This is a genomic window from Pseudomonas putida, from assembly GCA_041071465.1.
In the GTDB taxonomy this organism is placed as follows: domain Bacteria; phylum Pseudomonadota; class Gammaproteobacteria; order Pseudomonadales; family Pseudomonadaceae; genus Aquipseudomonas; species Aquipseudomonas putida_P.
In genome coordinates this window covers 3,960,986-3,984,227 of the sequence record CP163498.1, presented here as the reverse complement: position 1 = coordinate 3,984,227, position 23,242 = coordinate 3,960,986, and the positions used below count along the sequence as shown (strand labels likewise).

Sequence of the window (23,242 nt, the reverse complement as noted above, 5' to 3'; positions counted from 1 at the left end):
CTTGCCGATGAGGACACCTCGATGAATGCAAAAATATGGTTGGTGGGTGCCGGCCCTGGTGACCCTGAACTGCTCACCCTCAAGGCTGTGCGAGCTTTGCAGCAAGCCGCCGTGGTCCTGATCGACGACCTGGTCAACCCAGCGGTGCTGGCGCACTGCCCGCAAGCACGGGTGATTGCCGTGGGCAAGCGCGGCGGCTGCCGCTCTACACCGCAGGCGTTCATCCAGCGCCTGATGCTGCGCCATGCGCGACAGGGCCGCTGCGTGGTGAGGCTCAAGGGCGGCGACCCCTGCATCTTTGGCCGTGGCGGTGAAGAGGCGCTGTGGTTACGCGGGCATGGCATCGAGGTAGAGCTGGTCAACGGCATTACCGCCGGCCTGGCCGGCGCAACGCAGTGCGGGATCTCCCTGACTTCGCGCGGTGTCAGCCGGGGCGTCACGCTGGTGACGGCGCATACCCAGGATGACAGCGCACTGAACTGGGCGGCATTGGCCCAGGGCGGCACGACGCTGGTGGTGTACATGGGGGTAGCGCGGCTGGAGCAGGTGCGCCAGGGCTTGCTGGATGGTGGCATGGCGCCAGGGATGCCGGTGGCGATGATCGAGAATGCTTCATTGCCGCAACAGCGAGCGCACAGGAGTGACGTGCGGAGAATGGTCGAGGATGCGCACGGGTTTGGCTTGCGCAGCCCGGCAGTGCTGGTGATTGGAGAGGTGGTTGGGGAGCAGCAGATTCTGCGACTGGACGCAATCGCGGGCTGAATGCCTGTCCCTACAGGAGCAGCCTTTGAGCCCGGATAAAACCCAGGCAAAGAAAAACCCGGCCGAGGCCGGGTTTTTCATGAAACATCAGGCCAATTACTTGGACTGAGCTTCTACCTGAGCTTCAACGCGACGGTTGATAGCACGGCCTTCTTCGGTGGCGTTGTCAGCAACCGGACGGGTTTCGCCGTAGCCAACCGAGTCAACACGGCTGGATTCTACGCCGTACTGCTGGGTCAGGACTTGCTTGACAGCGTTGGCACGACGCTCGGACAGCTTCTGGTTGTAAGCGTCTGGACCCACGGAGTCAGTGTGACCTTCAACCACGGTGGTGGTTTGTGGGTACTGCTTCATGAAGTCAGCCAGGTTTTTGATGTCGCCGTAGCTGTTTGGCTTGACGACCGACTTGTCGAAGTCGAACTTGACGTCCAGCTCAACACGAACGACTTCGGCAACAGCCGGGCAGCCGTCGGCGTCAACGGTAACGTTGGCCGGGGTGTCTGGGCACTTGTCGACGTTGTCGCAAACGCCGTCGTTGTCGGAGTCGGAGCAAACTTCAGCAACTGGAGCTGGAGCGGCTTCGGCTTGCTTCGGGCTACCGCCGAAGTTCAGGCCAACACCAACGCTTGGGGCCCACTCGGTGTCGCCCTGGTCGATGTTGTACTGAGCTTCTACGCCGGCACGGGCGTAGAACATGTCGGTGATGTACCACTTGGCGCCAGCGCCAACGTTGGCGAAGGTGGAGTGGTCACGACCGCCACGGCCGGTCTGGCCCAGCGACTGGTGCGAGAAACCAGCGGAAACGTACGGACGGATAGCGTCGTACGGGTTGTTGAAGTGGTAAACGGCGTCCAGGGCGGTGTTCGAGCCCTTGATGTTCTTGCCGTCTTCGCCACGAGCGTTGTGCACTTCGTCGTAGCCCAGACGCAGTTCAACGTCGTCGGTCAGGAAGTAACCGATCGAGCCGCCGAACAGGTTGCCGTCGTTCTTGAAGTCGCGCTGGCTGTCGAAGAATTCTTTCTTGTAGAAAACTTCGGTCTCGACGGCGCCTTGACCTTGTGCCATAGCGCCAATCGAGGTGGCGGCTACGAGCGAACCAATGGCCAAGCCCAAGGTGTTTTTCAATTTCATCCGTTAAATCCCCATCTGGTGATAGTTAAGCAGTCCCACCACAAACAAGGGGGACAACTCGACGGCAAGTCTAGCAGAACTCGCCGATCCGTTAGAGATATTTGCACGCCACTAAGTTTCATCGAGGCCAGCAAATTTCTCACGAAGCTTGTCTAGCGCGCGCTTGTAACGCATTTTCGTCGCGCTAAGACCCATGTGCATGATGTCGGCAATTTCCTGAAATTCCAATTCTGCGACAAAACGTAGCACCAGAATTTCCCGGTCAATCGGGTTCACATGCACCAACCACTTGTCCAGCCCGCCTTTTTCTTCCGGCTTCGGGGCCTTGTCTTCAGACGCCTCTTCAACAGGGTCCAGGCTCAAGGCATCCATTAACCGACGTTTACGGCGCTCCTTGCGGTACTGGGTAATGCACTCGTTGTAGGTGATGCTGTAGAGCCAGGTCTTGAACTTGGATTTACCCTCGAAGTTCTTCAGCCCATACAGCACTTTGAGCATCACCTCCTGACAGACATCGTCCGCGTCCCGGTCGTTCCCCAGATAACGCGCACAGACGTTGAACAGGGTCCGCTGGTAGCGCCGCATGAGCTCCTCATAGGCGCGGGTAACGTGGTACAGCTCCTCATGCGAACGCGCCACCAACTCTTCGTCGGTGAGCTCGCGGGGGTCATAACGCATGGGCGGCGAATGAACTTTATTCAAAACGAATCTGGCCGACAGTCAGGTCAATGTCGCCGCGCCGACCCCGTGGGTCGAATTTCGCGGCGGCATACATTAACAGCTTTTGTGCGGTTAGCGGCTATTGACACGCTGTTCAAGCAGCTCGCGGTTAGACAGTGACACCAGTTCGCCATCATCGGTCAGCAGCGTCGTCTTCACCGTACCGATCTCCTCGATATGCCCTTCGACCTCTCCAATCCGCACTTGCTGGCCTACCTGGTACAGCTCGCGCACATAAATACCGGCCAGGATCTGCCCGGCGATTTCGCGGCTGCCGAGGCCCATGGCCAGCGCAACGGCCAGACCAACGGTAATCAGCCCAATAACGATGACGTGGTTCAGCAGGTCGGTTTTCACCTCCAGCTGGCTGATGGCTACCGAGATGCTGATGATGATCACCAGGCCCTGGGTAATACGCCCAAGCCCCGCCGAGTACTCTAGGCCGATACCTTCGGCGGCGCCACGAACCAGACCGTTGGCAACCTGTGCCAGCAGCACGCCAGCCAGCAGCACCAGGGCGGCGCCGAATACCTTGGGCAGGTACAGGGCGAGCATGTCGAGGGTGGCCGAAACCCGTTCCAGGCCCAGCGACTCAGCGGCCGAGACAAGGAAGATGAGCAGCACGAACCAGTAGACGATCTTGCCGATCAAGGTCGAGATCGGCACTTGGATGCCAACCCGACCAAGCATCTTGGTGAGGCCAGTGCCGGCCATCAGGCGGTCCAGGCCAAACTTGGCCAGCAGCTTGGACAGCAGCGTGTCGAGCAGCTTGGCCACCACGAAACCGAGCAGCACCACGACCAGCGCGCCGAACAGGTTAGGGATGAAGTTCGCCACCTTGGTCCAAAGGGCGGTCATCGCGGTGACCAGGCTCTGGGTCCAGAGATCGAGTTCCATATTCAATCGGCCTTATCTGCTTTGCTGCCAGTGGCAGCGTTGCGGGAAGAGTGTCGACGCACCGGCGCGACATGCGCCGAGCCATTGTTCACGGCAATCAGCAGCGCCTGGCACCAGCGGCCAAGCAGGCTGAACAGATCGCCCGCGCCAACTTGGCGGTTGGCGGTTTTCAGCACGCGACCCAGGCAAGCGGCATCGTCCCGGTCATCCCGGTCATTGCCGGAGGGTGACGCTTTGAGCAGGTCGCGCAGGGATTCTTCAAACGGATCGTGCATAGGCACCTCGCGCAGTATCAGCAAGAGACGAGGTAGCCCGGCAATGGGTCACACATCCGATTGGGACGAATGTTTCAAAATGCACGCCTAGACCCATCGCAACCGCCGGAACAGCCACCACTGCCCCACCGCCAGCCCTAGCACAACGATGCAGGCGAACAAAAAACCCAAAGGATTATCCGCCCCGGGTATGCCGCCGACATTGATGCCCAGCAGCCCGGTGATGAAGCTCATGGGCAGGAAGATGCAGGTGATGATGCCGAAGCGGTACATGGTGCGGTTCATCCGCTCGCTACGCCGGCGGTCTTCGCTTTCCAGCACCAGCGCGGCACGCTCGCGGGTCAGTTCCAGCTCTTCGAGGTAGCGGATCAGGCTGTTGTTCAGCTCGTTCCAGTAATCGGCATCGGCATCGGCAAACCAGCTCCATTTGCTGCGCGACAACTGGGCGTAGATCTCCCTTTGTGGGGCGAGGAAGCGGCGCAAGCCGGCGGCACGGCGGCGAATTTGCTGCAGGCTGCCTTGCTCTGGAGTATACCGTTCGTCGGATTCGACCTTTTCTTCCTCCAGGTCGACCAGCTCGGACAGGTCACTGACCAGGCCCTGGACCTTTTCGGTCAGCAGTTCACCCATCAACAGCAACAGCTCAGAGGCGGATTTCGGCCCCCTGCCCTGCTCCAGCAGCTGCAGAATTTCGTCGCTGGCACGCAACGGCCGCAGGCGCAGCGAGATGACCCGCTGAGCCTCGGCGAAGATACGTACCGAAACCATGTCTTCGGGCTCTGCGCCGGGGTTCAGGTTGACCCCGCGCAGGAACAGCAACAGCTGTTCGTCCGCCATGGGCAGCAGGCGTGGCCGGGTGTTTTCTTCCAACAGCAGGTCGCAGGCAAACTCGCTCAGGCCGCTGTCATGCAACAGCCAGGTGCGGGTTTGCGGATGGCTGCGGTCCCAGTGCAGCCACAGGCTCTGCTCCGGCTGCAGCTGCAGGTCGTCCAGTTCGGTACGGGCAATCGAGCGCGCGCCGCCTCTGCCATCGAGCACCAGGGCATGCACCAGCCCCCACTGCGCGTTGTCTTCCTCGAACATCAAAGCTCCATCAGCGCGTGCGGCGCATCACTCCGGCATTTCCAGCGGGCTTGGCGATACCAGAACACCATTGTTGTCGGCATATACGTATTCGCCCGGGCGGAATGTTACCCCGGCGAAGGTCACCACCACGTTGAGGTCGCCGATACCGCGCTTGTCGGTTTTCATTGGGTGGCTGGCCAGGGCCTGCACGCCGACATCGGTCTGGATCAACACGTCGACGTCACGCACGCAACCGTAGATCACCAGGCCTTCCCAACCATTCTTGGCGGCCTTTTCGGCCAGCATGTCGCCGAGCAGTGCACGGCGCAGCGAACCACCGCCATCGACCACCAGCACCTTGCCCTTGCCGTCAAGTTCGACCTGTTCCTTGACCAGCGAGTTGTCCTCGAAGCACTTGATGGTGACGATCTGACCACCGAACGAATCGCGGCCGCCGAAATTGCTGAACATCGGCTCCAGCACTTGCACCAGGTCCGGGTAGGCGTCACACAAGTCGGGCGTTACGTAATGCTGCATGGGAAGCTCCTGTCAGTCACAACGAAAGCGGGTATCGGCCAAGGCTACACCGTGGAGGCTGTCGCAGTCATCCGGGACCGGGCAGTCATTTGTATTCATCCTGTACCGGCCTCTTCGCGGGCGCGTCCGCGAAAAGGCCGGTACAGGCAGAGCAGAGTCAGCTGGCGGGCACCGGCTCCACTGCCAAGGTGGACTCATGCACCGGCAACAGCGGGTCGCGCAACCAGCGTTCCACCAGCGGCCATACCTGCACCTGCGCGGCCTTGCTTACCAGCATGTCGACATGCCCGAAGGCATCGAAGCCTTCCTCACGCCCCAGCCGCAGGAACTGCTTGCGCTCACCACCCAACTGCTCGAACAGCTTGCGACAGGCCCATACCGGGTCCTGGAAGTCGCCCGCACCGGCCACCGCCAGCAACGGCACATCCACCTCTGCGAGCCCCGCCCACCAATCGTGCTTCTTGTCGCCAAAACGCCCGAACAGACCGTGCCAGCGCATGCTCTCCAGAGCCAGGCCTATGGGCTCGTCTTCCGGCCCACGCTTGAAGCGCGGCCCCGATATCTGCCCCCAGCGCTTGAGCAGCAGTTTCGCGCCCCAGGCCAGCGGTGGCACTTTCAGCGGCCAATAGACGCGGCTGATCTGTGTACCGAACAGTGCCACGCTGGCCACCTGCTCGGCAGCCAGGAAACCACCGCCCAAGGCGGCCGCCAGCGTGGTGCCGCCAAGAGAATGGCCCACCCAATGCGGTGCCTGGCCCGACTGTTCGCGCACGAATGCGTTGATCAGTGGCAGGTCTTCACGGGCATACGCAGCAACACTGTTGTGCTTCCAGGCCTGGTTACGCGGCGACAGGCCGTGGCCACGCATTTCCGGGATCCACACATCGAAACCGGCGCGCGCAAGGTAGGCGCCCAGACCAACCCCTTTGGGCGAATACCAGAAACGCCGATTGGAAAAACTGCCATGCAGGAGAATGACCGGCACGCCCTGAGCCTGACCTTGGTCGGCTAGCCCCAGCCGGGTGACGGCCAGTTCGACGCTGGGGTCCGGGCCGTTGCCGGCCTTGATCCGGTACACGTCTTCGCTGAGGTCGCCGCGGCGCTCGGCACTGAGCAGGGCCACGGGGAAAAGAATGCTGCTGCTTTGCATAAGGTTGCTTGGTGCACAAAAAAGGGCGGGGTCCATTGCTGGAGCTCGCCCTGGAAAAACCAGGCGGGAGGACGCCAGACGCCCCCCCGCGTTTTACCGCATCAGGCCGCGCCCTGGCCTTCGGCCAGGAAGAACCAGGTTTCGAGTACCGAGTCCGGGTTCAGCGACACGCTTTCAATGCCCTGCTCCATCAGCCACTTGGCCAGGTCCGGGTGGTCCGATGGGCCCTGACCGCAGATGCCGATGTACTTGCCGGCCTTGTTGCACGCGGCAATGGCGTTGGCCAGCAGCTTCTTGACCGCAGGGTTACGCTCGTCGAACAGGTGGGCAATGATGCCCGAGTCGCGGTCCAGGCCCAGGGTCAGCTGGGTCAGGTCGTTGGAGCCGATCGAGAAGCCGTCGAAGTATTCCAGGAACTCTTCGGCGAGGATGGCGTTGGACGGCAGCTCGCACATCATGATCACGCGCAGGCCGTTGTCGCCGCGGGCCAGGCCGTTCTCGGCGAGCAGGTCGACAACCTGGCTGGCTTCGCCCAAGGTGCGCACGAACGGCACCATGATTTCGACGTTGGTCAGGCCCATTTCGTTGCGCACACGCTTCAGCGCACGGCACTCGAGTTCGAAGCAGTCACGGAACGATTCGCTGATGTAGCGCGAAGCACCGCGGAAGCCCAGCATCGGGTTTTCTTCTTCCGGCTCGTACAGCTTGCCGCCGATCAGGTTGGCGTACTCGTTGGACTTGAAGTCCGACAGGCGCACGATGACCTTTTTCGGGTAGAAGGCCGCCGCCAGGGTGCTGATGCCCTCGACCAGCTTCTCGACGTAGAAGCCAACCGGGTCGTTGTAGCCGGCGATGCGCTTGTCGACGCTGTCTTTCAGGTCGGCAGGCAGGCCCGCATAGTTCAGCAGCGCCTTGGGGTGCACACCGATCATGCGGTTGATGATGAATTCCAGGCGCGCCAGGCCGACACCGGCGTTGGGCAGCTGGGCGAAGTCGAATGCGCGGTCCGGGTTGCCGACGTTCATCATGATCTTGAACGGCAGCTCGGGCATGGCATCGACCGAGTTCTGCTTGATGTCGAAGCCCAGCTCACCTTCGAAGATGAAGCCGGTGTCACCTTCGGCGCAGGATACCGTCACGCCCTGGCCGTCTTTGAGTACCTGGGTGGCGTTGCCGCAACCGACTACCGCCGGAATACCCAGCTCACGGGCGATGATCGCCGCGTGGCAGGTACGGCCACCGCGGTTGGTGACGATGGCGCTGGCGCGCTTCATCACCGGCTCCCAGTCCGGGTCGGTCATGTCGGAGACCAGCACGTCGCCCGGCTGGACCTTGTCCATTTCCGATACGTCGTTGATCACACGAACCTTGCCGGCGCCGATGCGCTGACCAATGGCACGGCCTTCGACCAGCACGGTGCCTTTTTCTTTCAGCAGGTAGCGTTCCATGACGTTGGCGCTGGAGCGGCTCTTCACCGTTTCAGGGCGGGCCTGGACGATGTACAGCTTACCGTCGTCACCGTCCTTGGCCCACTCGATGTCCATCGGGCGCTGGTAGTGCTGCTCGATGATCATGGCCTGCTTGGCCAGCTCGCTGACCTCGTCATCGCTCAGGCAGAAACGTGCGCGTTCGGCACGGTCGACTTCGACGGTCTTGACCGAACGGCCGGCCTTGGCTTCTTCGCCATAGACCATCTTGATCGCCTTGCTGCCCAGGTTGCGGCGCAGGATGGCCGGGCGGCCGGCCTGCAGGGTGTTCTTGTGTACGTAGAATTCGTCAGGGTTGACTGCACCCTGCACCACGGTTTCGCCCAGGCCATAGGCGCCGGTGATGAACACCACGTCGCGGAAGCCCGATTCGGTGTCGAGGGTGAACATGACGCCAGCGGTGCCGGTTTCGGAGCGGACCATGCGCTGCACGCCGGCAGACAGGGCGACCAGTTTGTGGTCGAAGCCCTGATGCACGCGGTAGGCGATGGCGCGGTCATTGAACAGCGAAGCGAACACTTCCTTGGCCGCGCGGATCACGTTATCGACGCCGCGGATGTTCAGGAAAGTTTCCTGCTGGCCGGCAAACGAGGCGTCCGGCAGGTCTTCGGCAGTGGCCGAGGAGCGCACGGCAACGGCCATGTTGTCGTTGCCGGCGGCCATTTCGGCGAAGGCCGTACGGATTTCCGAATCCAGACGTGCCGGGAATTCGGCTTCCATGACCCACTGGCGAATCTGCGCGCCGGTTTTGGTCAGGGCGTTGATGTCATCCACGTCCAGTGCGTCGAGCGCGGCGTGAATCCTGTCGTTCAGACCACTCTGTTCGAGAAAATCGCGGTACGCCTGCGCCGTAGTGGCAAAGCCGCCCGGCACCGATACACCAGCACCGGCAAGGTTGCTGATCATCTCGCCCAGGGATGCGTTCTTGCCCCCCACATGCTCCACATCATGGACGCCGAGCTTATCGAGGGAAACTACGTACTCTACCAAGGTGATCTCTCCACTAACTGTGTTGGAAAAGCTCAAAAGGCGCCCGCCTGTCTTCTGTGACTTGGCCGGGCGTTTGTGGCCTGTACCTGGAAAATAGGCTCTGCAAATGTGGCAGAATGTCGACAGCCGCATTCGGCAAACCGAATTTATCATATCCAAGAATCTTCATCAGCTTAAGGCCCAGATCGCAAATGAAACGAACCGCGTTCTTCATCTCCGACGGCACCGGTATCACTGCCGAAACCCTGGGCCAGAGTCTGCTCGCGCAATTCGAGAGCATTCCGTTCAACAAATTCACCCGTCCCTACATCGATTCGCCAGACAAAGCGCGGACCATGGTCCAGCAAATCAACGCTGCGGCCGAGCGTGACGGGGTACGCCCGATCATCTTCGACACCATCGTCAACCAGGACATTCGCGAGATTCTGGCAACGTCGAATGGCTTCATGATCGACATCTTTTCTTCGTTTTTATCCCCACTTGAGCAAGAATTGACCGCCCATTCGTCGTATTCCGTGGGCAAATCGCACTCGATCGGCGGCAACTCAAACTACATGGAACGCATCGAGGCGGTGAATTTCGCCTTGGATAACGACGACGGTGCGCGCACCCACTACTACGACAAGGCCGACCTTATCCTGGTTGGCGTGTCTCGCTGCGGCAAAACCCCTACCTGCCTGTACATGGCCATGCAGTTCGGCATCCGCGCCGCCAATTACCCGCTGACCGAGGACGACATGGAACGCCTGCAGTTGCCGGCGGTGCTGAAAAAGCACCACAACAAGCTGTTCGGCCTGACCATCGACCCCGACCGCCTCACCGCCATCCGCCACGAGCGCAAGCCCAACAGCCGCTATTCCAGCTTTGCCCAGTGCGAATTCGAAGTGCGCGAGGTGGAGAGCCTGTTCCGCAGGGAGAACATTCCCAACATCAATTCCACGCATTTTTCGGTGGAAGAGATTTCGGCGAAGATCCTGGTCGAGAAAGGGGTGGAGCGCAGGTTCAAGTAAGCCTGCACCGGCCTCTTCGCGGGTAAACCCGCCCCCACAGGGACCTCACTGCCCTCAAGCCCTGTGATATCCCTGTGGGAGCGGGTTTACCTGCGAAAGGGCCAGCCCAGGAATACAAAAAAGCCCCGGCATCACTGCCGGGGCTTTTTCATTTCAGCCTGGTGTTCAGGACGGCACCACCGCCGCCTGCCCGCTCATGGCCAGGTCGACCAGCTCGCGGTTGGCCACCGCGTACATCGCATAGTCGGTGCCAGTGGCATTGCGCAGGTCGTCGAGCATGGCGCGCCAGCGCTCCACCATCACCCGATGCTGCTCGGCCCACAGTGCCACACGGGCGTCCATGTCTTGCGGGGCATCGGCCATCTGCAGTACCGAGATGGTGATCGCCCGCTGCTGAAGGTCGATGTCGTCGCGGAACGCCTCGCGGGCCAGCGCCTGCCAGTTGTTTTCCACCGGCAGGTTGCTGATTTCCTGCAGGTACCAGGTCAGGTCCAGCGAGCTGCCCACGGCGAAGAACGCCTTGGCCACCTGCGCCGGATCATGGCCGGTGACGTCGGCCGCTTCGATGATCGGCAGCAGGGTGTACAGGTGGCTGGTACCGGCCACCATGCGCGCCAGCAACTCCGGCACACCGGCCTCGACGAAGCCCTGATAGCGCGCACCATCCAGCGCTCGCGGGTCGGGCCTTCGAGCAGCTCGTCCAGCTTGAGCCCCAGTTGCGCGATCTTCGGCCCGAAGTGCGCGGTGTCGCGCCCGGCGTCCTGTTCGTTGCGGCGACTACGCAAGAACCAGCGCGTGGCACGACGCCCCAGGCGCATCAGCTCGTCCATCAGGGTGAGCTGGATTTCTGCCGGCACCTGGTAGTCCAGTGCCTCGATCTGGCGGAACCAGTGCGGCAGGTGGAAGATATCGCGCACGATCACATAGGCCCCTGCAACGTTGGCCGGGCTCATCCCGGTCGACTCCTTCAGGCGCTGGACGAAGGTGATGCCCATGTTGTTGACCAGGTCGTTGGCGATCTGGGTGCTGACGATTTCGCGCTTCAGGCGATGGCGGCGCATGGCCTCGGCGAACTTGCTGACCAACGACGGTGGGAAGGCGGTTTCCATGTCGCGGGTCAGGTAGTCGTCGTCCGGCACCAGCGACTTGAGCAGTTGCTCCTTGAGGTCGATCTTGCTGTACGAGATCAGCACCGACAGCTCGGCGCGGGTCAGGCCCTGGCCGGCGGCCAGGCGCTCGGCCAGCTGTTCTTCGGACGGCAGGAACTCGATGGCGCGGTCCAGCTTGCCACGCGATTCCAGGTCGGCCATCAGGCGCTTGTATTCGGCAATCCGCTCGCGGGCACGGCGGGCCGCCAGCGACAGCGCCTGGGTCTGCTTGTAGTTGTTGCCCAGCACCAGGCCGGCCACTTCATCGGTCATGCTACCCAGCAGCTGGTTGCGCTGCTTCTCGGTCATGTCGCCACCCTGCACCACTTCGTTGAGCAGGATCTTGATGTTGACCTCGTGGTCGGAGCAGTCCACGCCGCCGGCGTTGTCGATGAAGTCGGTATTGGTGGCGCCGCCGTTCAGGCCGAATTCGACCCGGCCAAGCTGGGTCATGCCCAAGTTGCCGCCCTCGCCCACCACCTTGCAGCGCAGTTCGTTGCCATTGACCCGCAGTGCATCGTTGGCCTTGTCGCCAACATCGGCGTGGCTTTCGCTGCTGGCCTTCACATAGGTACCGATACCGCCATTCCACAGCAGGTCCACCGGCGCCTTCAGCAGCGCGTTCAGCAGCTCGGTCGGGGTCAGGCGATCGGCTTCGATGGCGAAGCGCTCTTTCATCTGCGGGCTGATGGCGATGCTCTTGGCACTGCGCGGGAAGATCCCGCCGCCTTCGGACATGATGCTGGCGTCGTAATCGCTCCAGGCCGAACGCGGCAGGTCGAACAGGCGCTTGCGCTCAGCGAAGCTCGATGCCGGCTCAGGATTCGGGTCGATGAAGATATGCAGGTGGTTGAACGCCGCCACCAGCTGCAACTTGTCGGACATCAGCAGGCCGTTGCCGAACACATCGCCGGCCATGTCGCCCACGCCGATGACGGTGATTGGGTCTTCCTGCACGTTGATGCCGCGCTCGCGGAAGTGGCGCTGCACGCCCACCCAGGCGCCACGTGCGGTGATGCCCATCTTCTTGTGGTCGTAACCGGCCGAGCCGCCCGAGGCAAAGGCATCACCCAGCCAGAAGCCGTAGTCGATGGCGATGCCGTTGGCGATGTCGGAGAAGGTCGCGGTGCCCTTGTCGGCCGCCACCACCAGGTACGGGTCGTCATCGTCGTGACGCACCACGTTGGCCGGCGGCACCACGCCACCGTCCTTGAGGTTGTCGGTGATGTCGAGCAGGCCGGAAATGAAGATGCGGTAGCACGCCACGCCTTCGGCGGCGATCTCGTCACGGCCGCCGCCCAGCGGCAGGCGACGCGGCAGGAAGCCGCCCTTGGCGCCAACCGGCACGATCACCGAGTTCTTCACCTGCTGGGCTTTGACCAGGCCCAGCACTTCGGTGCGGAAGTCCTCTTCGCGGTCGGACCAGCGCAGGCCGCCGCGGGCGACGTTGCCAAAGCGCAGGTGCACGCCCTCTACGCGCGGTGAATAGACGAAGATCTCGAACTTGGGCACCGGTTTGGGCAGTTCGGGGATCAGTTTGGGGTTGAACTTGAAGCTGAAGTACGACTTGTTCTGGCCGTTGGCGTCCGGCTGGTAGAAGTTGGTGCGCAGGGTGGCCTTGATAAGGTCCAGGTAGCGCCGCAGGATGCGGTCTTCGTTGAGCACCTGGACATCGTCCAGCGCGGTCAGGATGGCCTGTTCCAGGCGCTGCTGCTTGTCGTCCAGGTCGTCCTGGGTGAGCTTGCGCGCCAGGTAGAAGCGGGTCTTGAACAACCGGGTCAGCTCGCGGGCGATGTCGGTGTGGTTGTTCAGGGTGCTGGCGATGTAACCCAGGTCGAAGCCCAGGCGGATCTGCTTCAGGTAACGGGCGTACGCGCGCAGCAGCGCCACGTCGCGCCACGGCAGGCCGGCAGTCAGCACCAGGCGGTTGAAGGCGTCGTTTTCGGCGTCACCGCGCACGATATGGATGAAGGCATCCTGCAGGGTGTCGTTGAGCTGCTGGATATCCAGGCTCAGGCCTTCGCTGTAGGTGAAGGCGAAGTCGTGGATCCAGTACTCGCGGCCATTGGCATGGCGCAGGCGGTAGGGGAACTCGCCAAGCACGCGCAGGCCAAGGTTTTCCAGGATCGGCAGCACATCGGACAGCGCCAGCGGGGTGTCGGCGTGGTACAGCTTGCAGTGCAGGATGCGCTCACCCACTTGGGTCAGCGGCTGGTAGAAGCTCATCGCCAGTGGCTTGCTTTCAGACAGGTTCAGCACATGCTGCAGGTCGACCACGGCCGAGTGCGCGGCGAAGCGCTCGCGGTAACCGGCCGGGAAGCCTTTGGGGAAGTCGGCGAGGATGTTGGTGCCCTGGGCTTCGCCGAAGTTCTCCACCACCAGCGCCGAGTAGTCGTCATGCCACGAGCGGCACGCCTGGACCACTTCACGCTCGAGCTGCTGCGGGTCGATGTCGATGCGGTTCTTTGGGTCGACCCGTAGAATCAGTTGCACACGGGCCAGTACCGATTCGGAGAAGAAGGTCCAGAACTCACAGTCGCTGGCCTTCAGGCGCTCCATCAGCACCTGCTGGATCTTCTGCCGCACTTCGGTGGAATAGATTTCCCTTGGTACGTAAGCCAGGCAGTAGCAGAAGCGGCCGTACGGGTCCTTGCGCAGGAACACGCGGATCTTGTTGCGCTCCTGGATCTGCACGATCGCCATGACCGTGCTGAACAGCTCATCGATTGGTGTCTGGAACAGGTCGTCGCGCGGCAGCACTTCCAGCACCTGCGCCAGTTCCTTGCCCAGGTGGGCCTTGGGATCGAAGCCCGAGCGGCGCTCGACTTCGGCCACCTTCACGCGGATGTACGGAATGGCATGCACGCTTTCGCCATACACCGAGGAGGTGTACAGGCCCATGAAGCGGTGTTCCTTGACCACCTTGCCATCGGCATCCAGCTGGCGGATCGACACGTAGTCAGGGTAGGCCGGGCGGTGTACGCGGCTGGGCAGTGCAGCCTTGGCGAACGACAGCAGCAGCGGCTCGTTGAGGTAGGCCACGGCGTAGTCTTCGATGCGCAGCTCTTCTGTCGTCAGGCCCACACGCAGGCGGCGCGGCAGGCCAAGGAACGACTGCTCGTCGTACACCATCTGGCCGCCATCGGCGTCGCCCTTGACGGTGAACTCTTCATAGCCCAGGAAGGTGAAGTGGTTATCCAGCAGCCATTCGAGGAAGGCTTTGACTTCGCCCTTTTCGTGTTGCGCTGGGCCAAAGGCGGTCTGCTCCACCTGCGCCACCACTTCACGCAGCTTGGCCTTCATCGGTTCGAAGTCGGCCACTGCCACCCGTACTTCGGCCAGCACCTGCTCGATTTCTCGGGTCAGCACCGTCAGCTCGGCGGCGTTGGCGCAGCGGTCGATCTCCAGGTACATCAGCGACTCGTGGCGCACGCCCTCGCCCTGGGTGCCCTTGGGCAGCAGTTCAAGCAGCTCGCCCTTGGCACCACGGCGCACGCTGAGCACGGTGGTCTGCAGGGTGTGGATACTGTAGCCGCGGCGGTTGAGCTCGGTGCGCACCGAGTCGACCAGGAACGGCAGGTCGTGGTGCAGCACCTCGACCACGGTATGGGTCGATTGCCAGCCGTTGCGTTCGTAATCAGGGTTGTACACGCGCACTTGCGGGTACTCGGGGTCGAAACGCTCGATGATGCGCCAGGCTGACAGGGTGCAGCCGGCCAGGTCGGAAAGCCTGCGCTGGGTGAGTTCGTCCAGAGAGATGATGCCGAAGAACTGCTCGGCGAACAGCGTCACTTGTGGCAGGGACTGTTCGCTGATGTGCTGCGCCAGGGCCGCTTGCAGTTGATGCTGGAAGTCGGCTTTGCTGGCTGCGGTGAAGAACGCCATCTGTGGTACTCCGCTTGGGCTTTGTAATAGTTGAAGCGTCGCTGCGTGCGCCGTGTACGGATCAACGATAGCCAACCCGTGGCAAGGCGGACGGTAAAACCAGGCGTTGAACGTGCGCAGGCACGCCCAGGGCTCGCCGAAGCTTAACGACTGATCGGTCATCAACGCTTGCAGCGCTGCGACAATTTCGGTCAAGGGGCGGTAACTTTACGTTTATGCCTGTACGCAAGACTGTCAGAATTCCCTTCCGTTTCCTTTGATCCGAGCCTGCTCATGCAAATCAACACCGCACTGCTGTTCGCCACCCCTTGCGATGACGAGGAAGACAACATGGCGACCCTGTGCTGCCACAGCGACAAGGGTCAGATGTTTCTGCTTACCCGCTACCCGGACGAAGACACCGTCGACCTGACCCTGGATGACGAGCCGTCGACGCTGGATGGGCTGAAAGTCACCCTGAGCGCCAAGCGCCTGCTGATCGAAGTGGCGGCCGGCGACCGGGATGCATTGAAGGGGGACGAGGTGCTGGAAATCAACCTGACCAGCGCACTGAGCGACATGGATGAAGTGAAGCAAACCCTGGAGAACATCCTGGCCGGGACCGGGACCTTCGTCTGCGAGCTCTGAGCCCGAACCTACCGCAACGCCGCCTGCATCGCCTGCGCCTGCTCCCGCAACGCCTCGCAAAACGGCTCCACCGCCGCCGAGGCCGGCCGGTGGTCCGGGCGTATCAGCATCACCTGGTACGGCACCGACACCCGTAACCTGCGGATCGGCAGCCCGCCCTGGGCCGCCTCCAGCCCGCTCAGCGGATTGATGATCGCCACCCCCAGGCCTTGCCTGACCATGGCGCACACCGACGCGGCGCTGGTGGTCTCGATGATGGTGCGGCGGTTAACCCCCGCTGCACGAAAGTGCTGGTCCAGGCGCTGGCGGTAGGTGTCCAGGCTGGCCAGGTTGATGAAATCGACCTCGTGAAAATCGCTCAGTTCCAGCTCGGTCTTGGCCTGTAACGGGTGATGCTCGGGTAACACGCACACCATGTTGGCGCTGAACAGCAATTCACCATAAGCGCCGCGCGGTATCTGCTCGACCTCGGTCAGGCCAAGGTCGTGCTGCTGGGCAACCAGCGACTCCTCCAGCAAGGGCGACTCCTGCGCCAGGATGCTCACGCTCACGCCCCGGTGCTGCTGGTGAAAGCGCTGACAGGCCTTGGGCAACAAGGTCTGTGAAAACAGCGGCAGGCAGGTGATGGCCAGCCGCCCCTGCTCGAAATTGCGGATGGCCTGGGCAAAGCGATCGATGCGTTCCAGCCCGACATAGGCACGCTCGACCTCTTCGATCAACAGCAATGCCTGGGCCGTTGCCACCAAACGCCCACCTTCGCGCTCGAACAGATTCAGCCCGGTCACCTGCTCCAGGCGCGCCAGCTCGCGACTGACAGTGGGCTGCGAGGTGAACAGCAGCCGCGCCGCGCCGGTGACACTGCCTGCGGCCATGATGGCGCGGAACACTTCGATATGGCGGACGGACAGTTTCACGGCAGCACTCGGTGGGTCGACAATGGGCATATCAAATATGAATGGCCATCAGAAAAATAGCTATTTTTCTGAATTCCTGCTTTGCCTCATGCTCGTGGCCTTTCTTATAGGAGTAGCGCCACCATGACCGCACCCTTCACCCTCCTGGCCGAAGCCGTCCGCCAGCACGGCTCGCCGCTGTGGGCGTACGACACCGGTACCATCGCCGAACGTGTCGAGCAGTTGAAGGTGTTCGACACCGTGCGCTTCGCCCAGAAAGCCAATCCCAACCTGCATGTGCTGCGCCTGATGCGCGCCCATGGCCTGGTGCTGGACGCCGTGTCGCTGGGCGAAATGGAACGGGCCTTCGCCGCAGGTGCCAGCGTGGGCGGTGACCCTGCCGGCGTGGTGCTGACCTGTGACGCACTGGACCGCCCCACCCTGGAACGCGTGGTGGCCTCGAAAATCGAAGTCAACGCCGGCTCCATCGACATGCTGCGCCAACTCGGGGAGCGCTCGCCCGGCCACCGCGTCTGGATCCGTATCAACCCAGGCTTCGGCCATGGCCACAGCCGCAAGACCAACACCGGCGGTGAAAACAGCAAGCATGGCATCTGGCACGAAGAGCTGGACGAGGCGCTGGCGTGCATCAAGGCGCACGGCCTGCACCTGGTGGGCGTGCACATGCACATTGGCTCGGGAGTGGACTACCAGCACCTGGAGCAGGTGGCTCGCTCGATGATCGAGCTGATCGGCCGCCTGGGCGTGGACATCGAAGCCTTCTCCATTGGTGGCGGGCTGTCCACCCGTACCGCAAAACCGACAAGCCAGTCGACCTGCAACGCTATGCCCAGACCTGGGCAGTGGCGCGCAAGGAAATCGAAGCGATGCTCGGCCACCCGGTGCGCATGGAAATCGAGCCGGGGCGCTTCCTGGTGGCCGAGTCGGGCTACCTCGTGGCCGAAGTGCGTGCCGTCAAGCAAGTGGGCCGCAATACCTTCGTCATGATCGACGCCGGCTTCAACGACCTGATGCGCCCGGCGATGTACGGCGCCTACCACGGCATGACCCTGCTCGATGCCAACGGCCAGCCGGTGGACCGTCCACGGCAACCGACCGTGGTGGCCGGGCCGCTGTGCGAGTCGGGTGACGTGTTCACCCAGGATGACCAGGAACTGACCCCGCAGGAGCTGCCCCAGGCACAGGTGGGCGACCTGCTGGTGATCCACGACGCCGGTGCCTATGGCGCGTCGATGTCGTCGAACTACAACAGCCGGCCGCTGCTGCCGGAGTTTCTGATCGAGGACGGGGCACTGCGCATGATCCGTCGGCGCCAGACTGTGCAGGACCTCCTGGACTTGGAAGCGGGCTTTTAACCGCCGCATCATCGGGGGCCGCCCTGCGGCCCCAAATGCCCCCTTGCAATCGCCCTGGCTCATCGCGACAATGCGATCAATTCCTATTCATATTGCGAATTTGACGCCATGTCGACGCTCGATCATCAGGCCCTGCATCAGCTCTACAGCGAAAACAACGGCTGGCTGAAGGGCTGGCTACGCGCCCGCCTGGGCAACGCCGCCGATGCCTCCGACCTGGCGCACGATACCTTTTTGCGGGTGATGACCGCGCGCAATCAATTGCCGATCCGCGAGCCGCGCAGCTACCTCAGCGCCATCGCCCGTGCGCTGCTGATCGACAAGGTCCGCCGCCGCACCATCGAACAAGCCTATCTGCAGGCCCTGGCCTTGCGCCCGGAACCGGTGGAGGTTTCGCCAGAGGTGCGCTTGTCCATCATCGAAATGCTGGTAACCGTGGACAGCCTGCTCGACGAACTCGGCGCCAAGACCCGCGCCATCTTCCTGGCGGTGCAACTGGAAGGCCTGACCTACGGTGCTGCGGCCGAGCGCTTCGGCGTGTCGGTGACCACCGTGAAGAATCACCTGATCAAGGCCATGACCTGCTGCCTGCTGGCAGTCGAAGGCTGAGCCGATGGATCTCAAGACACTCGAAGCCGCTGCCACCTGGTATGTACAGCTCAACGACGGCGCCAACAGCGAGGCCCGCACCCAGGCCTGGCGGCAGTGGTTGCAGGCCAGCCCACAACACGCTGCCGCCTGGGCGCGAGTAGAAAAGCTGCAGCAACAGTGGGCCATGCTGCCACCACAGGCGGCGCTGTCCAGCCTCGGCGCGGCACAGGCGCAGCGGCGCGAAGTGCTGAAGGTGCTGAGCCTGTTGCTGGCGATGGGCGCAGGTGGCTGGCTGGCCGCCGAGCAGGTGCCCTATCGCTCCCTGCTGGCCCAACAACGTACCGGCAGCCGCGAACGAAGCACCCTGCAATTGGTGGATGGCTCGCAGTTGGAGCTGAACGTGGGCACCGCGCTGGACGTGCGCTATGACGCGAAAGTGCGGGCGATTCAGCTGTATCAAGGGGAAATTCTGGTCCGCCCGGTCAGCGACCTTCAGCAACGCCCATTCATCGTGCACACCGATGACGGCAGCGTGCTTGCCCGCAGTACCGAGTTCAGCATCCGCAAACTTGCGCGCCAGACCCGCGTGGGCGTGCTTCAGGGCAGCGTCGAGGTACGTCCACAGCGCCACCTTGATCGGCTGCTGCAACTGCAAGCGGGCCAACAAGTGAGTTTTGACCAGGATGACTTCGCCACCGCCCAGGCTCTACCCGCCGATTCCACGGCCTGGCTGCAGGGCATGCTGAGCGTTAACGACTGGCGGCTGGGCGACTTCATCGAAGAACTGGGGCGCTATCGGCCAGGCGTGCTGCGCTGCGCCTCCGCAATCCGGGCCATGAGTATCTCCGGAGCATTTCGCATCGATGATACCGATATCGCTTTGGCCAACCTGCCGAAAACCCTCCCTGTGAGGGTGCACTACCTCAGCCGCTATTGGGTGAGCGTGGAGCCTGCCTGAGCAGGCGCTGAAAAACCTACGCGCGAACCTTGCTGATTTCGATTCTCGTCCGTCCCTGACACAAGCCGCGACGACAGCGACTTTCTGCCATGACTCGGAAGGATCACGCAATGCCTCATCTGTACCCCACCCCTGCAACCAAACTGACCCAGGCCGTGCGCCTGGTGCTGTTCGGCATGTCCCTTGCCAGCGCGCCGTGCCTGCTGCTGATGCCTGCCCAGGCCATGGCTCAAAGCCAGACCGCCTACCATGTCCCCGCTGGCCCTTTGGGCAATGCCATAACCCAGTTTGGCGTGCAGGCGGGTGTGACCATTTCGTTCGACACCGAGCAGACCCGCAACCTGAGCAGCGCAGGCCTGGAAGGCAGCTACAGCGTCGAGGAAGGGCTGGTGCGGTTACTGAGCAATAGCGGCTTGCAGGCGCAGCGCCAGGGCAATGGCGGTTATGTGCTGGTGCCGGCAGACTACGGCACGGCCATGGAGCTGGGGCCGCTGAACATCGACTCCAATCGGCTGGATGCGACCAGCGAGGGCACCCAGTCATACACCGCCCGCGCAGTGACCATCGGCAAGGGCGTCCATACGCTGAAAGAAACCCCGCAGGCGGTCACCGTGATGACCCGCAAGATGCTTGACGACCAGAACCTGAACACCCTCGAACAGGTACTGGACAAGACCCCTGGCATCACCGTGTATGACTCGCCCATGGGCGGCAAATACTTCTACTCCCGTGGTTTCAACCTGGACGGCCAGTACCAGTACGACGGCGTGCCGCTGGACGTGGGTGGCAACTACGTGCAGGCCAACAGCTTTTCCAGCGACATGGCGTTCTACGACCGCGTCGAAATCCTCAAAGGCGCGGCCGGGATGATGAAGGGCTCCGGCTCCTCCGCTGGTGGTGTCAACTTCGTGCGCAAGCGCGGCCAGGACAAGGCCGCGACCACTGTCACCCTGTCCGCCGGCAGCTGGGACAACTATCGCGGCCAAGTCGACGTAGGCGGCCCGCTGAACGAGTCGGGCAGCGTGCGGGGCCGCGCGGTGGCAGCCCTGCAGGACCGCCAGTATTTCTATGACACGGCCAAGCGCCAGGACCAGATACTGTATGGCGCCATCGACTGGGACGTCAGCGCCGACACCACCCTGGGCTTCGGCCTGGCCTACGAGGACGTCGATGCCACACCGTGCTATGCCGGCGTGCCACGCTACGCCGATGGCAGTGACCTGAAGCTGTCGCGTTCCACCTGCCTGGGGGCCAGTTGGAACGACCTGCAAAGCCAGCGTATTACCGGCTTTGCCGACTTCAAGCACCGCTTCAACGATGACTGGACACTGAACTTCGCCTCGGTCTACACCCACAACGACCAGGACATCGAATACGCCTACTCCGAAGGCACGGTGCCGGTCGGCGCCAACACTGCCAGCATGGCCGTCCGCGCCGGTCGTTTCGACTACGACCAGGACGACTACGGCTTCGATAGCTATATCGATGGCAAGTTCGAGGCGTTCGGCCTGCAGCACGAGCTGATCATCGGCGCCAACGCCAGCCGGCAGAAAACCCATGATTACTTCGCGCTGATTCTACTGGACGGCAAGCAGAACCCGTTCAACCCCTCCCCGAACTTCCCTCGCCCGTCCAAGGACGATTACCTGGTCAACCCGACCCGTGGTGGCAGCGTACCAACCGATTCCACCACCACCCAATACGGCACCTACGCCAACCTGCGCTTGAAGCTGGCAGAGCCGCTTACCCTGGTACTGGGCGCGCGGGTCAGCTGGTACCGCAACAAGAGCGACTCCTACACCGAGTTCTACGATTACTGGGTGAACAACCGCAGTGAGGAAAACGGCCAGGTCACGCCGTTCGCCGCCGTGCTTTACGACCTGAACGACCAGTGGACCGCCTACGCCAGCTACGCCGACATCTTCCAGCCGCAGAGCGACAAGGTGAACGCCGAGCGGCAGCCACTTCAGCCCAAGACCGGTGCCAACTACGAGATTGGCATCAAGGGCGAGCTGCTTGACGGCGCGCTGAATACCTCGTTCAACCTGTTCCGCACCGTCGAGAACCACCGCGCGGAAAGCGACTACATCGAGACCTGCCCGTCAGGCGACGGGTATTGCTACACCGACAGCGGCAAGGTGCGCGCGCAGGGTTTCGAAGCCGAGATCAGCGGCTCGCCGATCGAGCGCCTGCAACTGTTGGCGGGCTACACCTACACCCAGACCAAATACCTGAAGACCATCGAAGACAGCGACCCCACCGAGCTGACGTTCACCTCCAGCTTCATTCCACGGCACATGTTCAAAGTGTGGGGTGACTACCAGCTGGGCGGTGCCCTGGAACGCTGGACCCTCGGTGCCGGTCTGAACAGCCAGAGCGAGAACTTCCGCACCACCCGCAACACCCGCGTCGAGCAGGCGGGCTACACCGTGTGGAACGGCCGCGTGCAGTATCGCCTGGACCAGAACTGGACCGTCGCCCTCAACGGCAACAACCTGTTCGACAAGAAGTACTACGCCACCATCGGTGCGCCGGGCTGGGGTAACTTCTATGGTGAGCCGCGTAACTTCATGGTGACCTTGCAGGGGGCGTTCTAAACCTGGCCACCGTCCAACGAGCGCACGCCGCCCATGTAGTGCTCCAGGCGGCTGCGCAGCCAGCGCTCGGCGGGGTCGCTGTCGGTAGTGCTCAACCAGACCATCGCCAGCTCCAGCGCCGTGGTTTTCGAACGGCAACTGCTCAGCCTGCAGGTTGCCCCAACGCTCCATGCCCTGTGCGGCATAGTCCGGGCAACAGGCCAGCAGGTCGGTGCCAGCCAGAATCGCCGGCAGCGAACTGAACTGCGGCACCGACAACACCACCTTGCGTTCGCGGCCAATCTCTTTAAGCCAATCGTCTACCACACCCTGGGTGTTGGCGGTGGGCGAAACCTGAACGTGCGGGCGGGCGCAGAACTCATCCAGTGTCAGTGGCGTGGCCGACTTGTCGGCGCGCACTACCCTGCCCTGCATCGTGCGCAGTACCTTGCGCTTGGCATTGGCAGGCAGCCCCTTGGTCTGGCTGATGCCGACCGTTACATCGCCCGCTGCCAGCAAGTCGGGGATGCGCCAGTAATCCACATGCTGCACGACCACCACCACATTCGGCGCCTCGACCCGCAACGCCCGCAACAGCGGCGGCAACAGCCCGGACTCGACGTCATCGGACAAACCGATGCGGAAGGTCATCTTGCTGGTCAAGGGGTCGAAATCGTGGGTCAGGCTGAGGGCGACGGACATCGCATCCAGGGCCGGGGTGAGGTACTTGATCACCTCTTCGGCCCTGGCCGAGGGCTCCATGCGGTTACCCACACGGACCAGCAACGGGTCGTTGAACATCGCACGCAACCTGGCCAGCGCGGCGCTGACCGTGGGTTGGGCGACGAACAGCTTTTCCGCGGCACGGGTGAGGTTGCGCTCCTGCATCAGGGCTTCGAACACCACCATCAGGTTGATATCGGCTTTGCGCAGTTCGTTGCGGTTCATTGGCGCCCCCGGCCCGTTCGTGTTGTGCGGGTTCAATTCCAGCATCGACAAGCAGCCTAGTCGAGTCAAAACCTGCAGCGCACCGCCATTGCCCCACACTGCGCAATCCGGGTAATCTTCCGCACTCTTCCCTTCCGGCCTCCCCTGCCGTGCACCGCCCAGGCGTTAACTCGCGAAGCGGTCATTCATGATGCCGACCCCGCATGGCCGCCACCT

General features: G+C 62.5%; 15 protein-coding genes and 3 pseudogenes. 7 read left to right on the top strand and 11 right to left on the bottom strand.

From position 1 onward, the window contains the following. The first annotated feature begins 21 nt into the window (after positions 1-21). On the top strand, positions 22-762 hold the full coding sequence (gene cobA / locus AB5975_18390; GenBank protein XDR18588.1) for a uroporphyrinogen-III C-methyltransferase: 741 nt from the start codon (positions 22-24) through the stop codon (positions 760-762). 96 nt (positions 763-858) lie between these two features. Here cobA and AB5975_18385 read toward each other — a convergent pair whose 3' ends face one another. The 8 genes from AB5975_18385 to ppsA form a co-directional block, all read right to left on the bottom strand. Next, on the bottom strand, positions 859-1,893 hold the full coding sequence (locus AB5975_18385) for an OmpA family protein (GenBank protein XDR18587.1): 1,035 nt from the start codon (positions 1,891-1,893) through the stop codon (positions 859-861). 111 nt (positions 1,894-2,004) lie between these two features. Further along, complete coding sequence (gene sigX / locus AB5975_18380) at positions 2,005-2,571, bottom strand: RNA polymerase sigma factor SigX (protein XDR18586.1); 567 nt, start codon at positions 2,569-2,571, stop codon at positions 2,005-2,007. 114 nt (positions 2,572-2,685) lie between these two features. After that, positions 2,686-3,510, bottom strand: a complete 825-nt coding sequence (locus AB5975_18375; GenBank protein XDR18585.1) for a mechanosensitive ion channel domain-containing protein — start codon at positions 3,508-3,510, stop codon at positions 2,686-2,688. A 2-nt stretch (positions 3,511-3,512) separates the two neighbouring features. Then, entirely contained in the window at positions 3,513-3,785 is a 273-nt protein-coding gene (locus tag AB5975_18370; protein XDR18584.1) for a CrfX protein, read from the bottom strand. 87 nt (positions 3,786-3,872) lie between these two features. Further along, positions 3,873-4,868, bottom strand: coding sequence for a zinc transporter ZntB (locus AB5975_18365; protein XDR18583.1), 996 nt, complete (start codon positions 4,866-4,868; stop codon positions 3,873-3,875). Positions 4,869-4,895: 27 nt separating this feature from the next. Beyond that, the gene (gene rraA / locus AB5975_18360; GenBank protein ID XDR18582.1) at positions 4,896-5,387 is read right to left on the bottom strand and encodes a ribonuclease E activity regulator RraA; all 492 of its coding nucleotides are present in this window, start codon (positions 5,385-5,387) and stop codon (positions 4,896-4,898) included. 157 nt (positions 5,388-5,544) lie between these two features. After that, positions 5,545-6,537 (bottom strand): alpha/beta fold hydrolase, encoded by a 993-nt coding sequence (locus AB5975_18355; protein ID XDR18581.1) that lies wholly within the window; start codon positions 6,535-6,537, stop codon positions 5,545-5,547. Between the two features lie 101 nt (positions 6,538-6,638). Beyond that, the gene (gene ppsA, locus AB5975_18350) at positions 6,639-9,014 is read right to left on the bottom strand and encodes a phosphoenolpyruvate synthase (protein ID XDR18580.1); all 2,376 of its coding nucleotides are present in this window, start codon (positions 9,012-9,014) and stop codon (positions 6,639-6,641) included. A 191-nt stretch (positions 9,015-9,205) separates the two neighbouring features. Between ppsA and AB5975_18345 the strand changes: the two genes are divergently transcribed. After that, positions 9,206-10,024 carry a pyruvate, water dikinase regulatory protein gene (locus AB5975_18345; protein ID XDR18579.1) on the top strand — a complete coding sequence of 273 codons (819 nt, stop codon included), beginning with the start codon at positions 9,206-9,208 and terminating at the stop codon, positions 10,022-10,024. A 165-nt stretch (positions 10,025-10,189) separates the two neighbouring features. Here AB5975_18345 and AB5975_18340 read toward each other — a convergent pair. Continuing rightward, positions 10,190-15,057: pseudogene (locus AB5975_18340) on the bottom strand (NAD-glutamate dehydrogenase). Positions 15,058-15,330: 273 nt separating this feature from the next. Between AB5975_18340 and AB5975_18335 the strand changes: the two are divergent. Beyond that, positions 15,331-15,684, top strand: coding sequence for a hypothetical protein (locus AB5975_18335; GenBank protein XDR18578.1), 354 nt, complete (start codon positions 15,331-15,333; stop codon positions 15,682-15,684). Positions 15,685-15,692: 8 nt separating this feature from the next. On the opposite strand, the gene AB5975_18330 is transcribed toward AB5975_18335, so the two are convergent. Further along, entirely contained in the window at positions 15,693-16,598 is a 906-nt protein-coding gene (locus AB5975_18330) for a LysR family transcriptional regulator (GenBank protein ID XDR18577.1), read from the bottom strand. Positions 16,599-16,721: 123 nt separating this feature from the next. Here AB5975_18330 and lysA point away from each other — a divergent pair. From lysA to AB5975_18310, 4 genes and pseudogenes are all read left to right on the top strand, one after another. Further along, a pseudogene (lysA, locus tag AB5975_18325) lies at positions 16,722-17,953 on the top strand (diaminopimelate decarboxylase). A 108-nt stretch (positions 17,954-18,061) separates the two neighbouring features. Continuing rightward, positions 18,062-18,562, top strand: a complete 501-nt coding sequence (locus AB5975_18320; protein ID XDR18576.1) for a sigma-70 family RNA polymerase sigma factor — start codon at positions 18,062-18,064, stop codon at positions 18,560-18,562. A gap of 4 nt (positions 18,563-18,566) precedes the next feature. Then, a complete protein-coding gene (locus tag AB5975_18315; protein XDR18575.1) occupies positions 18,567-19,502 on the top strand; it encodes a FecR domain-containing protein in 936 nt (311 codons plus the stop codon). Positions 19,503-19,612: 110 nt separating this feature from the next. Continuing rightward, a complete protein-coding gene (locus AB5975_18310) occupies positions 19,613-22,099 on the top strand; it encodes a TonB-dependent siderophore receptor (GenBank protein ID XDR18574.1) in 2,487 nt (828 codons plus the stop codon). On the opposite strand, the pseudogene AB5975_18305 reads toward AB5975_18310, so the two are convergent. Further along, positions 22,096-23,071: pseudogene (locus AB5975_18305) on the bottom strand (LysR substrate-binding domain-containing protein). The gene AB5975_18310 and the pseudogene AB5975_18305 sit on opposite strands and share 4 nt — an antisense overlap. Positions 23,072-23,242 lie beyond the last annotated feature (171 nt).